Source organism: Bradyrhizobium genosp. A, assembly GCF_049949275.1.
Lineage (GTDB): Bacteria > Pseudomonadota > Alphaproteobacteria > Rhizobiales > Xanthobacteraceae > Bradyrhizobium.
In genome coordinates, this window is the sequence record NZ_CP188196.1 from 2,583,085 (window position 1) to 2,596,225 (window position 13,141).

A 13,141-nucleotide genomic window follows, 5' to 3' on the forward strand; every position below is an offset into this window, starting at 1 on the left:
CGGCCGTCCCGAACGGGGAGGGCGAGATGAAATTTGCTGCCATCGCAGACATCCACGGAAATTGCCCGGCGCTTCTATTGCGCCGCTTCCGCGAGCAGCGCGGTCGGGTAGACCGGCTTGATGAGGAACTTTGCACCGTGCGGTAGGGGCCGGGGCAGCGGACGGCCCGAGATCACGATGATCCGCACATCGGCATTCTGCTGCTGGGCGAAGTGAGCCAGATCCACGCCGTCCATCTTCCCGACCAGCTTGATGTCGGTGACGATCAGGGATGGGTGCTTCGCTTTGAGTGCCAGAGCCGCGGTCTCTGCGTCCTCGCACTGCAACACCTCGAAATTGTTGTCTTCGAGCAGCATTGCGAGCATTTCACGCTGAATGTCGTCGTCCTCGACGACGATTGCGGTGGGGCGGTGCGGTTTCGACTGGCCCATTGCGTCACCTCACTTGCTATCATTTGTTAAGTGCGGAGGGTTCGACTCTGTTCCCGGTATGGTGAGTTGCGTTCCGATCTCGCATCGGTTGCGGTCTGCTTCCGACCGCGCGGGCAATGTGCGCAGCAAATTCTCCGCTTCCAGCAGCACGGTGCGAACGAACTTTCGTTCGTCGACCGCCTCTTTGGTGAAGAAGCCGTGCTTGACGGCATTGCCGTTTCCAAATGGTGCCCCGGATCCCGCCGCGCCGCCGTGCATGCGGCAGCGCGTCCTGCCGCGCAACGCAGGCGCGCGACAAGTGTCACCGTTGCGTGTTTGCGCGCCGCAGCGCTGGCTCGTTCGTATCGGGCTGGTGTTGCGGGCGTGGCTCATGCGGTGACGGCTGTCGCGTCGGCCAGGCCCGGCTGCGCCGCGATCAGGCTTGCGTGCTGCGTGAAATGGCCGACCACGGCCTTGCCGCCATCCTGCACCGACAAATTCTGCACCGTGATCGCGCACGCGCCGTTGCTGCGATGACGGTTCAAAGCCTCCATCTGGGCTGCGTAGGTGCGGGCCAGCCGGGTCAGTGCGCGCGAGAGGCTTTCCTGCTGCGGCACGTCGTCGGTGCAGGCGAGGCGACAGGCGCAGCGCATTGACGCGACGTGGATGCTGACCATCTGCGCCGCCAGCATCGCCTCGAGCGAATCCTTCGGCGCGATGCCCTTCAGCATCGAGACCATGAAGGAGAGATTGCCCTGGTCGGGCCGGCGCGCAGCCGCGCTGGCTTTCACCAGCTGGCTCAACAGGCCATGCAGCGCCTCGCGGTCGACGGCGCCGAGCGCATCGGCCAGCAGCCTTTCGCCGGCGTGCGGATCGGGATGGTCGATCACGATGCGCCGGCGGCGGAGTTTGACTTTCGGGCTTGCGATGATCGCGGCACGATCGGTCGCCGCAATGGGCATCGTCTCAGGACTGGTCAGGGATGTCGTCATGCGATGTGTCCTTTGCCGGCGCAGGCACGAGGCCTCGCTGCGAGCGAAGCCGATGATGCATCTGCTGAGCGGCGCTTGAGATTTTCAGATATCGATAAGAGGTTTACGCGCACAGCCGGGTCGACCACCCCAGGCGGGGCGGCGTGGACACCGGCGATTGTCGCGATGATGCCATCCTGCTCCTGTTTTGCCCGACGTGTCAAACTGATTTTCGGGATATGCGAAGCCACCTTCGCATAAGTCGTTGTTCCGGCTGGCGTCAGCTACTGTGCATGGGGTTGTTTTCGCGCTTTTGTTGGGATACCGGCGGTCTCCCCTTAACCTCTCCCGCTTGCGGGAGAGGTCGGCGCATAGCGCCGGGTGAGGGTTTTCTCCTCTGGGGGATTGTCCCATCGCGGAGAGGGAGCGCACCTGTTTCCGTCACAGCCAGAGGATCTGCTTGCGATAGCCGAGATCGTTCAAGAGCGGCGCCGCGGGTCCCTGGTGGAATACGGCGCCGCGCTCCAGTGCGAAGACGCGGTCGGCGAGCGCCAGCACGAGATCAAGATTGTGCTCGACGATCACGATCGACATGTGGCGGCGGAGTGCATCGAACACCCTGAACAGCTCCAGCGTCACCGCCGGCGCCAGCCCCTCGAACGGTTCGTCGAGCAGCAGCAGGCGCACATTGCCGGACATGGCACGGGCGACCGCCACCATCTGCTGCTCGCCGCCGGAGAGATAGTCGGCCGCGATGTTCATCCGCTCCTTCAAGCGAGGAAAATACTGGAGAATCTGCTCCTCGTTCCAGACCACGCCGTCGCTGCCGTCGGTCTTGCGCGCGAGGCGCCCGAGCGCGAGATTCTCGCGCACGGTCATGCCGGCGAACAGGCCGCGGCCCTGCGGCACATAGCCGATGCCGCGGCGGGCGATGTCGGGTGCCGCAAGGCTCGCAATATCATCGCCGCGATAGGCGATGCTGCCGGAGGCCGCCGGCACGAGCCCCGCGATGGTTTTCAGCAGCGTCGACTTGCCCGCGCCGTTGCGCCCGAGCAGCGCGACGATCTCTCCCTCGCGCACGTCGAGCGCGGCGTCGTTGAGGATGTGGCTCTTGCCGTAGAACGTGTTGACGCGATCGAGCCGCAGCACGGTCTCTTGCGCGCCGGATGCCTCGTCGCTGCGCCGGTGCTCGACGGCGGGAATGCCCTTGCCGGTGTAGATCTCCTGCACCCGCAAATCGGCCCGCACGGCGCCGGGGCAATCGGACATCAGCACCTCGCCCTGGTTCATTACGGTGACGACCTGCGAGAAGCCGAGCACGCGGTCGATGTCGTGCTCGACGATCAGCACGGGAATGTTGGATGCGATGTTCTTGACCAGGTTGGAGACGCGCTCGCGCTCGGCGGCGGCAAGGCCGGCGAGCGGCTCGTCGAGCAACAGCACCTGCGGTTTCGAGCCGAGCGCGATGCCGAGATCGACCAGCCGCTGTCCGCCATAGGAGAGCTCGCCGCCTTCAATCTCCTCGATGCCTTCGAGCCCAAGGAATTTGACCAGCGCGGCGGTCTCGGCGTGGATCTCCTGATAAGTGTCGACGTCGTTCCAGATGTTGAAGCGCATCGTGCGCCGCGCCTGCAATGACAGGCGCAGGTTCTCGTAGATCGAGAGCCCGCGGAACAGGTTGGTAATCTGGAACGAGCGCGCCAGCCCCTGGTGGCAGATCAGGTCCGCCGGCACGCCGGAGATGTCGCGTCCTTGCAGGCGGATCGTGCCTTGGTCCGGCACATAGAGGCCGGAGACCAGGTTGAACAGCGTGGTCTTGCCGGCGCCGTTCGGCCCGATCAACGCGTGGATCTCGCCGGCGGCGACTTTGAGGCTCGCATTCTCCACCGCGCGAATGCCGCCGAACTTTCGGGAGACGCCGCTGACCTCGAGCACCGTGCCCTTCAGCGCCTCCGGCCGCAGGAAATCCGGCAGCGGCAGGCCGTCATAGATCTTGCGCCGGCTCATCGCCGCCGTCTCTTCTGCCGGAGGACGAAGGCGCCGCATGATCAGCGAGCCGATGCCGACGAGGCCGCCCGGCGAATACATCACGAAGGCCACGAAGGTGAGGCCGAACCAGAACAGCCAGTCCGACGTCCAGATCGAGAATAGCTCGCGGAACAGGATGAAGAACACCGCGCCGAGCGCGGGGCCGAGCAGGCTGCGCATGCCGCCGATCACGACCATCGCCAGCAGCTCGCCGGCGAACGGCACCGAGACGGCTTCGGCAGAGACGAGATAATTGAGGAACGCGATCATCGCGCCGGCAAGGCCGGTGACGACGGCCGAGATCACGAACACCGCGAGCTTGTAGCGCTCGACCGGATAGCCTTGAAAACTCGCGCGCAACTGGTTTTCGCGGACCGCCACCAGCACGTGCCCGAACGGCGAGCGCACCAGGCGCATCAGCACATAGAGCACGACGAGCCCGATCGCTGCGACCACGATGTAATAGTTGAGCGCATTGTCGAAGCCGATCGAGCCGATGCCGCCGCGCTTCAGCCCGCCAAGGCCGTCCTCGCCGCCGGTGAGACTCGTCCAGCGGAAGGCGGTGGTGTAGACGAGGGCCGCCAGCGCCAGCGTCAGCAGCGAGAAATAGACGCCGCGCCGGCGCAGGATCAGAGTGCCGATCACGACCGATGCGATCGTGACGACAACCATCGACCCCAATAGCGGTAGCCAGATCTCGCCGGGGAACAACCGCAGCTGGATCAGGCCGGCGGCATAGGCGCCGATGCCGAACCAGGCGCTGTGGCCGAAGGAGACGAGGCCGGTGTAGCCGATGCAGAGATTGAGCCCCATCGCCGCGATCGCCAGCCCAAGCATCCAGGTGCCGGTGTTGAGCGACAGGCCGAGCGCGCGCAGCAGGAAGGGAAGTGCGATGGCCGCGACGGCTGCGATCAGCAGCGGCCTCAGCCGGTCGATGGTCGACGCATTTCTCATTCGAACTTCTCGATGCGTTCGCCGAGCAGGCCGCGCGGGCGCACCAGCAGCACCACGAACATCAGGATGTAGATCGAGGCTTCGCCTGCCGCGGGCTCGAAATGGATGGCGATGCCACGCACGACGCCGACGAGGAGCGCGGCGATGATCACACCCCAGAAGCTGCCGAGCCCGCCGATCACGACCACGACGAAGGCGATGGTCATGATCTCGGCGCCCATGGCCGGATGCACCGTCGTGATCGGCGCGAAAAACGCGCCGCCGAGCGCGGCGAGGCCGACGCCGAGCATGACGGTCGCGGTCATGTAGGGCTGGAGGCGAATGCCCAGCGCCGCGACCATGTCCGGCCGCTGGATGCCGGCGCGCACCACACGTCCGAACGAGGTTTTGTGCAGCAACAGCCAGACGCCGAGCAGTAACGCTGCGACCACAGCGAGGATCAGCAGGCGATAGCGCGAGAACAGGAAGTCCCCGACGATGACCGAGCCGCGAAAACTCTGCGGGATCTCGGTCGAGACGGGTGCCGCTCCCCAGATCATGCGGATCGCCTGCTCTGCGACCATCGCGAGCCCAAAGGTCACAAGCAGGCTGAGGATCGGATCGGCCGTGTAGAAGCGGCGCAGGATGAAGCGCTCGAACAGGATGCCGAGCAGCGCAACGGCGAGCGGCGAGATCACCACCGACGGGCCGAAGCCGAGGCGGCTGGTCAGCTCGACGCAGATGTAAGCGCCGAGCGCATAGAAGGCGCCATGCGCGAGATTGACGATGCCGCCGACCGAGAAGATTAGCGACAGCCCGAGCGCGATGAGCAGGTAATAGCCTCCGAGCACGAGGCCATTCACCACCTGTTCCAGCAAGAACTCGAACTGCATGTTGCGTGCGCCTTGCCGGGTGCTGTCGTCAGGCCTTCATCTCGCAGGGGTTCTGCTCTCTGGTCGGGTAGATCGTTTCCAGCGGATCGTTCGCCGCCGGCACCGCATCGCCCAGCACCAGCATGTCCCATTGGTCCTTCATCTTGTCCTTTGGCCTGACGGTGAACGGATAGGCTTCCTGCACCAGCTGGTGATCCCAGGAGCGGAAGTAGGCCCTGCGCGCCTTGCCGATGTCGAATTGCGCCTGCTTCTCGAAATAGGCGATCAGCTCGCCGCTGTCGGTCGATTTCGTCGAGCTGATCGCTTCCGCCAAGAGCTTCAGCGTGACGTAGTCGATCCAGGCGTGGTTCTCCGGCGGTTTGCCGTATTTCTTGCTGAAAGCGGCGACGAAGGCCTTTGATGCCGGGTTGTCCAGCGTGTGATACCAAACCGTCGGCCAGGTGCCGCTGAGATTGCCGGCGCCCGCAGCCCAGGCATCGCCGGTGTTGAGATTGAAGCCGACCAGCGGATAGGGGAAGCCGAACTCGGCATATTGCTTGACGAGGTTCGTGACCTGGTTGCCGGCGAGGTTGCAGCAAACCACGTCGGGCTTGGCCTGCCGCACCTTCAGCAGATACGGGCTGAAGTCGGTGACATCAGTTGCGATCAGCTCGTCGCCGATCAAATTGGCGTCATGCGCGCCGAAGAAGATCTTGGCGGCCTTCAGCAGGTCATGACCGAAGATGTAGTCGGCCGTCAGCGTGAAGAACTTCTTGCCCTTCACCATGCCCTTCTGCGACAGCGCGGTGCCGACCGCGTTGACCATCACGGTGTTCGGGATGTCGCAGTGGAACGAGTATTTGTTGCAGCTCTTGCCGCGCAGCGCGTCCGAGCGCGCGCCGGTCGAGAAGAACACCTTCTTGTTGCGCTCGGCCACCTGCATGATGGTGAGCGAGGACGCCGACGAGATTTCGCCGAGCAGCACCACCGCGCCGTCCTGCTCCAGCATGCGCTGCGCCTTGGTCGCGGCGGTGGCCGGATTGATCGAGTCTTCCGAGAGCAGGTCGATCTGCTTGCCCAAAATGCCGCCGGACGCGTTGATCTCCTCGGCCGCGAGCTTCACGCCCAGCTGCGCGTAGCTGCCGATCACGCCGAGAAAGCCGGTGAGCGGGGTGAGGTGCCCGATCCGGATCTTCTCGGCCTGGGCCCTGACGATCGCGGGAAACCCGAGCGCGGCTGCGCCAGCAAAAGCTGCGCCCGCCCGTAACAACGTCCGTCGTGGGTAGCGGATCATCTCTGTCTCCTCCCAGGTGCATCGCGTGCCTCCCTTCAAAACCGGGTATCCGGTATTGTGAGAGAGCTTTTTCTAATGCTGGAGGATAATCCCGAACACCGTTGCCGGTGTCAACCGGCAAAATCGCCGCTTGGGTTGCGGCTCAGACTTTCTGCGTGAACGCCTTGTGCGCCCGGTCCTTGGCGCCGAACTCGACCGAGAGGCGGTCGGCCGCGGCCTGCACAACCTGCGCGCCGGCGTGCAGCGCCTGGTTGGAGAGGCGCCAGATCGGGCCGGAAATGCCGAGCGCGCCGATCACCTGCCCGGTGAAATCGGTGACGGGCACCGCGACGCAGCGCACTTCCGGATTGAACTCACCGTCGTCGAAGGCGACACCGGTGCGCTGCACCTCGGCGATCTCGCGCATCAGCGCGCCGACATCGCTGATGGATTTTGGCGTCGACGGCTTCAGTTCGACGCGATCGATGAAGCGCTTGAGCTGCTCGGGGCGGAGCGAAGCCAGAATGATCTTGCCAAGCGCGGTGCAATGGGCCGGCCGCACCACGCCGACCCGATCGGTGAGCTGGAACGCGCCGGGGCCACTGGTGCGGGCGATGACAACCACCGCATCGCCCATCCGCACGGCAAAATGCCCGCTTTCACCGGTCTGGCGTGACAGTTCCTCCAGCACGGGCGTTGCGACACTGACCATCTCGATCTCGTCGAGCGCGCTCGCCGCCAGCGCAAATAGCGGCCGACCGATGCGGTAACGCTTGTTGTCCTTCTCCTGGCGGAGGTAGCCGAGCGAGACCAGCGTCTTGGCCAGATGAAACGTCGTCGAGTTGTGCAGGCCGACCAGCTTGCTGAGCTCTGCAAGTCCGATACCCTCGCGATGGCGCGCCACCTCTTCGAGGATCGAGAAGGCGCGCCCGAGCGATTGCACGCCGCCGCCGCGTTGCTTGTCCTCGACCTCGTCGTCGCCATCCGCTTTGGGGGCGGGGACCAGTTTGGCAATCGCGGCCTTGCGCGGGCTTGCAGGCTTCTCGCCGGTGGTCGGCTTGGTACGCGATCTCAAGGACTGGGCTCCCTCTGGTGAATCGACATGGCTCCGCATCTGCGACAGTAGCACGCAACCGGCGCAGCCGTCGGCGCGGAGCTTCGCGTTTCCTTAGGGCCAAAGCCTATCACAATATAAATTGACGTACAGCATTATGAGAAATAGGCTGTCCACGGCCCCATGATGACCGGCCGCGTTCTCCGCATCGGTACACAAGAAGTCGACGGGCCGAGAGGGAGACCGGTTGATGTCGCGAAACATGCTCAATGGCGCTCAGGTCATTGTCGATTATCTGATCCAGGAGAAGGTGCCGCAGGTGTTCGGGCTCTGCGGTCACGGCAACATCCAGTTCATCGACGCGCTGTACGAGCGTTCCCAAGAGATCAAGACGATCTCCGTGCATCACGAGAGCGTCGCCGGCTTCATGGCCGACGTCTACTACCGCGTCTCCGGCCGGCCGACTGCGACATTCACCTCCTGCGGACCCGGCTCGGCGAATCTACCGATCTCTCTTGCCAACGCCTTCCTCGATTCCGTGCCGTTCATGGCGATCACCGGCAACGTGCCGACCAGCCAGTTCAACCGCGGCGCGTTCCAGGAAATGTACCGGCACTATCAGGCCGACTTTCCCTCCACCGTGCGCACGATGTGCAAGAAGGTGTTCCAGCCGACGCGCGGCGAGATGGTGCCGCTCGCGGTGCGGCAGGCCTGGAAGACCATGGTCACGGGACGGCCGGGACCCGTGGTGATCGACGTGCCCTTCGACGTCTTCATGGAAGCGGCCGCCGAGGAGGCGCCGAAGGCTGCCGAGTGGAGCGCCAACATCTCCAGCCGCTGCGGCGCCGATCCGGAAGGTGTCGAGAAGGCCGTTGACATGCTGCTTGCGGCCGAGCGGCCGGTGATGCTGGTCGGGCAGGGCGTGCGCTATGGCGGTGCGGCGGAGGAGTTGCGCAAGCTCGCCGAGCGGCTGCAGATTCCCGTCGCGGCATCCGCAAGCGGTCTCGGTGCGCTCGATGTCAATCATCCGCTGGCACTCGGCCTCGTCGCGCGCGCCGGGCACTATCAGGCCAATCACGCGGCGCGTCAGGCCGACGTGCTGCTCGCGCTCGGCGTGCGTTTCGACGATCGCACCTCGAGCTCGTGGATTCCCGGCTATTCCTTCACGATCCCGCCGACGAGATTGATCCACGTCGACATCGACCCTGAAGAGATCGGCCGCAACTATCCCGTTGCACTCGGATTGATGGCCGACGTCCGCACCTTCCTGCGCCAGGTGCATGCCGAGCTCGACCGACGCGACAACCTTTTCGAGAAGTCCGATGCGCGCAAAAAGTGGCTGGCGCAGATCGATGGCTATCGCAAGGAGTGGGACAAGTTCGTCGCGCCCGGCTTTTCCGACGATACCACGCCGATCAATCCGCAGCGCGCGGCCACCGAGATCGACAAGGCACTACCGGAGGATGCGATCCTCGTTTCTGACATCGGCGTGCACCACAACTGGCTGCTCGGCTTCTGCAAGCCGAAGCGGCCGGATTCGCTGATCGGCTCGATGGGTTTTGGTCCGATGGGCTTTGGCGTCGCCGGCGTGATGGGCGCGAAATTTGCGGCACCCGATCGCCCTTGTGTATCCGTGTGCGGCGATGGCGCCTTCTTCATGCACGCCAACGTGCTGGGCACGGCGGTCGAGTATGATTTGCCAGTGGTCTGGGTGGTCTGGAACAATTATGCCTATGCCTCGATCCGCGGGCTTCAGCGCGGCTATCTCGGCGGGCGTGAGCTTGCGACCGACTTCAAGCACCCGGAGACGGGCGAGCGTTATAATCCCGACTTCGCGGCGATGGCGCGCGCCTGCGGCGTCGAAGGCGTGCGGGTCGATCGTGCCGGCGATCTTGGCGAAGCCATCCGCAAGGGAATCGCCGCCAACAGGCCTTACCTGATCGACGTCGACATCGCCGCCGACATCAATCCTGCCGGCGCCGGCGTCTGGGAATTGCCGGGCCTCGGCCAGAGCAAGGCCGGCATCGGCACGCGCTTCCAGCCGGGCTGATCGCGGTTCGCAGAAGCAATCAACAAAAATATCGGGAGATGGGAATGACGCTCGCAGGCAAGAAGGTCGTCGTGATCGGCGGCTCCTCAGGCATCGGCCTCGCCACGGCTGAGCTTGCAAAATCACACGGCGCGGATGTCGTCATCGCCTCGCGCAGTGCCGCAAGGCTCGATCCGGTCGCCGAACGGCTGAAGGTGACGGCGATCCCGACCGACGTCACCAACGATCAGAGCGTGGCCGAGCTGTTCAAGCGCACCGGCGTTGTCGATCATGTCGTGCTGACGGCTGCGCAGCTTCGCACCGGGCCGTTCAAGACGGTCGCGATGGAGGATGTGCGGGCCACGATGGAAGGAAAATTCTGGGGTGCCTGGCGCGTCGCGCGTGAAGCCGAGATCCGGCCCGGCGGCTCGCTGACGCTGGTCACCGGTTTCCTTAGCGTCCGGCCGCGTCCGAACTCAGCGATCATCAGCGCGGCCAATGGCGCGCTGGAATCGCTGGCCCGTGCGCTGGCGCTCGAGCTGGCGCCGGTGCGCGTCAACGCAGTCTCGCCCGGCGTGATCGACACGCCGATCCGTGCGGCGATGCCGGAAGCCGCGCGGCGCGACATGTTGGCGAAGACCGCCGCCTCGCTGCCGGTCGGCCGCGTCGGTATGGCCGAGGATATCGCGCAGCAGATCGTGGCCTTCATGGCCAACGGCTTTGCCACGGGATCGATCGTCTATATCGACGGCGGCGCGCTGGTGAACTGATCCACGCGATATGGAGATTTGTCATGGCTGACGCGAGCAACGGCGCCTTCATCCGCAACATTGCGGAAGTGCCCTGGCGCGAATTCCCCAACCATTTTGGTGGTGCGCTATCGAAACCACTGGTGATGCCGGAGACGGCGGGCTCGCGCCACATCGACTATCGCATCTCGATGTACCAGCCGATAGCCCATGTCGCGCGGCATCATCACAAGGTGCAGGAGCAGGTCTATCACGTGCTCGACGGCGAAGGATTGATGGAGATCGCCGGCAAGAACCATGTCGTGCGCAAGCACGACGTGATCTTCCTGCCGCCCGGTGTCGAGCACGCGATCTCGAATTCGGGCCTGACCGATCTCGTGTTCCTCGTGGTCACGTCGCCGGTCTCCGACGACGAGAAGCCGGTCTGAGCTAGCCCGCGGAACGCTCGCGCGCCGCGACGCGGATGGCGCGAGCCTTCACACCCTTCGCGCGGGCCGCGATCATGCTGCGCGCCTTGCCGCGGGCTGCGCCGTGCTTGTGGAGCAGGGCAACGAGGCGCTTGCGGGCGCGGTTCGCCGAAAGCCGCGCCGCCAATTGCTCGGCCTTGCGGATGATGGTGGCGGTCGCAGGCGCGAGGTTCACGGGCACCCAGGCAACATCTCTGCTTTTGGACAGGCTGCCGACGCCTTCGCAAGGCGCCTCGCGTGGGAGATCGATCCGGATCGCGAGCGCCTCCGAGCGCTCGATCCAGTCTTCCGCCTTGGTGCCGGTGATGATGCGGACATAGTCGCGTGTCTCGCGCGGCAGCTCGCTCTCCCTGGCGAGCCATTTCTGGATGCGGCCTGGGCCCGCATTGTAAGCGGCTGCGGCAAGGCCGAGATTGCCGAAATCGTCGCGGAGCTTGCGCAGGAATTTTGCCGATGCCGGCAGCGCCTTCATGGGATCGAAGGGATCATCGAGCCCGACCTCGGCGGCGGTCTCCGGCATGAATTGCGCAACGCCCAGGGCACCGGCCTGGCTGACCTCGTTGGACTTGAAGCGGCTCTCTTGCCAGAGCAGACGGGCGAAGAACGGCACAGGAATGCCGCTCTCCTCGGCCGCTTCCGTGAGCGCGCGGCAGAATTGTTCAGTCGGTGACGCCGGAGCCTGCACCGACGTTTCGACCGCAGGCGGCGGCTCGATCGTCTCCTCGTACGATGCGCGCGCATTGGCGAGCTCGATGGCCTGCACGCTTGCAAGAAACAGCTCGGCCAGGGGAACCAGCGAGGGCGCGCGATCGGCCTTGGGCGTTGCATTGTCGAAGTGGGAAGCTTGCCAGGCCGGCGGCGTGCTGACGTCGCACATCAGAATCAGGAACGCAGCGCAAGCCGCGACGAGAAATCGCATCTCGATAAAAGTCCTCGAACTGTGGGGAACGACCAGCGGTGCGCCGGTGACAAGGACTTCTTAACCGTAATTGCGGCGAAGCTGCGATTCCGCGATATGGCTGGTGTTAGTACGGTGTTCCCATCGCAGGAACGCGACGCTGCTCCCGCGGCTCTACGGGAAGCGCAGCAAACTCCAGGACTGCAAACGGGATTGCGGGTCGGCGGTGCTTATATCTTGGGAAAATCCTTGCGCATCGCGATCTCGGCGGCATCGCCGGGCGACAGCACGGTCTGCTCGAAGGACGGCTGCGGCCTCGTCATGATGTCATAGAGCGAGATGCCCTTGATCGGCTTGTCCATGAGCTCGCGGACGCAATCGGCCAGCGTGCCGTTGTAGACGAGATAGGGCGGACCACGATCCTTTTGCCTCTCGCCCTTCAGCGACGGCCACTTCTTCAACTCGGCCGGCGCATCGTAAGCGATCGGCGATCCCTCTTTGAACATGCGCGTGGCCCCGGGCGGCTTGGACTATCGGAAAATCCTAGAGCCGCCCGGTAAACACACGTTAAAGAACTAGTTCAAATCAGCCGGCAATGAAGGCGAGCAGGGTGCCGTTGGCCTTGGCCGGAGGCACGACGACCGCGGCTCCGCTGCGGATACCCGCCGAACCCAGCGCTTTCTCGGTCGCTGCGAGATCGCCGCTGACAAGCACCAGCGCGGCGCCGCCGCGTGCGGAGAGGCCAGCGAGCGCGACGCCGGGATAGCGTTTGCCGAGCTGGTCGAGTGTCAGATAGATGAAGTCGGCGCGGTCACCGCCTGATGTCACCGTCACCGCGCCGTCGGTCTCTGCCTTCGGTTCGCGATCGATCAGCCGTGCCAGATGCGCCGCTTCCTGCGCGGGCTCGGGCGTTGCGATCAGCACCTGGCTGATCCGCTTCGCGGCATTGGCGTGCGTCATCAGTTCGGGGATCCACACCGTCTCGCGGGTCTTGTGCTGGCAGGCGAAGATGCGCACCCCGCCGGGCGCCTCCGCGGTCGGCCACATGAAAGTGCGAAACTTGGCGGCCGAGACCGTGCCGTTCGGCAGCGTCACCGGCCGCTCGAAATCGGTCGGACCGATCGGCGTGAAGCCACGTGCGCGGATCTCCTCCGCGCCGGCTGAGGAATCCACCGCGGTGAAGGCGATACGCTCGATGCCTTCACCGTGCCGCTCGACAAAGGCCCGCGCCGGCGCGTTGTGTTCGGTCGGCACCAGCACGCCGAGCAGCTCCATATAGTCCGGGTCGAACATGATGGTGTAGTTGCCGGTGCCCATGTGCGCGCTGTGGGTGCCACGCGGCGAGAGGGTGAAACCGAGCTGCCGGTAGTTTTCGGCGGCCTTGTCGAGGTCCTGCACCATGACCACGGCGTGGTCGATACCGATGACGTTCTTGAGGGCCACTGTGATTTCCCCGA

At 64.7% G+C, this 13,141-nt stretch carries 13 protein-coding genes and 1 pseudogene; 3 read left to right on the forward strand and 11 right to left on the reverse strand.

Annotated features, from left to right (window positions below; translation table 11 throughout):
- Positions 1-74 precede the first annotated feature (74 nt).
- From ACP2YP_RS12005 to ACP2YP_RS12040, 8 genes and pseudogenes are all read right to left on the reverse strand, one after another.
- Positions 75-431 (reverse strand): response regulator, encoded by a 357-nt coding sequence (locus ACP2YP_RS12005; RefSeq protein ID WP_426424341.1) that lies wholly within the window; start codon positions 429-431, stop codon positions 75-77.
- A gap of 9 nt (positions 432-440) precedes the next feature.
- Positions 441-689: a hypothetical protein gene (locus ACP2YP_RS12010; RefSeq protein WP_426426488.1), complete on the reverse strand. Its 249-nt coding sequence runs from the start codon at positions 687-689 to the stop codon at positions 441-443.
- A gap of 12 nt (positions 690-701) precedes the next feature.
- A pseudogene (locus ACP2YP_RS12015) lies at positions 702-803 on the reverse strand (HGGxSTG domain-containing protein); the annotation flags it as partial.
- Positions 800-1,402 carry a hypothetical protein gene (locus tag ACP2YP_RS12020; protein WP_426424342.1) on the reverse strand — a complete coding sequence of 201 codons (603 nt, stop codon included), beginning with the start codon at positions 1,400-1,402 and terminating at the stop codon, positions 800-802. The gene ACP2YP_RS12020 and the pseudogene ACP2YP_RS12015, both read right to left, overlap by 4 nt.
- A 420-nt stretch (positions 1,403-1,822) precedes the next feature.
- Positions 1,823-4,363, reverse strand: coding sequence for an ATP-binding cassette domain-containing protein (locus tag ACP2YP_RS12025; protein ID WP_426424343.1), 2,541 nt, complete (start codon positions 4,361-4,363; stop codon positions 1,823-1,825).
- Complete coding sequence (locus tag ACP2YP_RS12030; RefSeq protein ID WP_426424344.1) at positions 4,360-5,235, reverse strand: branched-chain amino acid ABC transporter permease; 876 nt, start codon at positions 5,233-5,235, stop codon at positions 4,360-4,362. Before ACP2YP_RS12030 ends, ACP2YP_RS12025 begins: the two co-directional genes overlap by 4 nt.
- Positions 5,236-5,263: 28 nt before the next feature.
- On the reverse strand, positions 5,264-6,508 hold the full coding sequence (locus ACP2YP_RS12035; RefSeq protein WP_426424346.1) for an ABC transporter substrate-binding protein: 1,245 nt from the start codon (positions 6,506-6,508) through the stop codon (positions 5,264-5,266).
- A gap of 142 nt (positions 6,509-6,650) precedes the next feature.
- Entirely contained in the window at positions 6,651-7,562 is a 912-nt protein-coding gene (locus ACP2YP_RS12040) for an IclR family transcriptional regulator (RefSeq protein WP_426424347.1), read from the reverse strand.
- Positions 7,563-7,791: 229 nt separating this feature from the next.
- Between ACP2YP_RS12040 and ACP2YP_RS12045 the strand changes: the two genes are divergently transcribed.
- Genes ACP2YP_RS12045 through ACP2YP_RS12055 form a run of 3 tightly spaced genes read left to right on the forward strand, consistent with a single transcriptional unit; the run spans position 7,792 to position 10,747 of the window.
- The gene (locus ACP2YP_RS12045) at positions 7,792-9,591 is read left to right on the forward strand and encodes a thiamine pyrophosphate-binding protein (protein WP_426424348.1); all 1,800 of its coding nucleotides are present in this window, start codon (positions 7,792-7,794) and stop codon (positions 9,589-9,591) included.
- Positions 9,592-9,635: 44 nt separating this feature from the next.
- A complete protein-coding gene (locus ACP2YP_RS12050) occupies positions 9,636-10,340 on the forward strand; it encodes an SDR family oxidoreductase (RefSeq protein ID WP_426424349.1) in 705 nt (234 codons plus the stop codon).
- A gap of 23 nt (positions 10,341-10,363) precedes the next feature.
- Positions 10,364-10,747: a cupin domain-containing protein gene (locus tag ACP2YP_RS12055; protein ID WP_426424350.1), complete on the forward strand. Its 384-nt coding sequence runs from the start codon at positions 10,364-10,366 to the stop codon at positions 10,745-10,747.
- Between the two features lies 1 nt (position 10,748).
- On the opposite strand, the gene ACP2YP_RS12060 is transcribed toward ACP2YP_RS12055, so the two are convergent.
- The 3 genes from ACP2YP_RS12060 to ACP2YP_RS12070 form a co-directional block, all read right to left on the reverse strand.
- Positions 10,749-11,705 carry a lytic transglycosylase domain-containing protein gene (locus ACP2YP_RS12060; protein ID WP_426424352.1) on the reverse strand — a complete coding sequence of 319 codons (957 nt, stop codon included), beginning with the start codon at positions 11,703-11,705 and terminating at the stop codon, positions 10,749-10,751.
- Between the two features lie 209 nt (positions 11,706-11,914).
- Positions 11,915-12,190 carry a hypothetical protein gene (locus tag ACP2YP_RS12065; protein WP_426424353.1) on the reverse strand — a complete coding sequence of 92 codons (276 nt, stop codon included), beginning with the start codon at positions 12,188-12,190 and terminating at the stop codon, positions 11,915-11,917.
- A 79-nt stretch (positions 12,191-12,269) separates the two neighbouring features.
- Positions 12,270-13,127, reverse strand: coding sequence for a VOC family protein (locus ACP2YP_RS12070; protein WP_426424354.1), 858 nt, complete (start codon positions 13,125-13,127; stop codon positions 12,270-12,272).
- Positions 13,128-13,141: the final 14 nt, after the last annotated feature.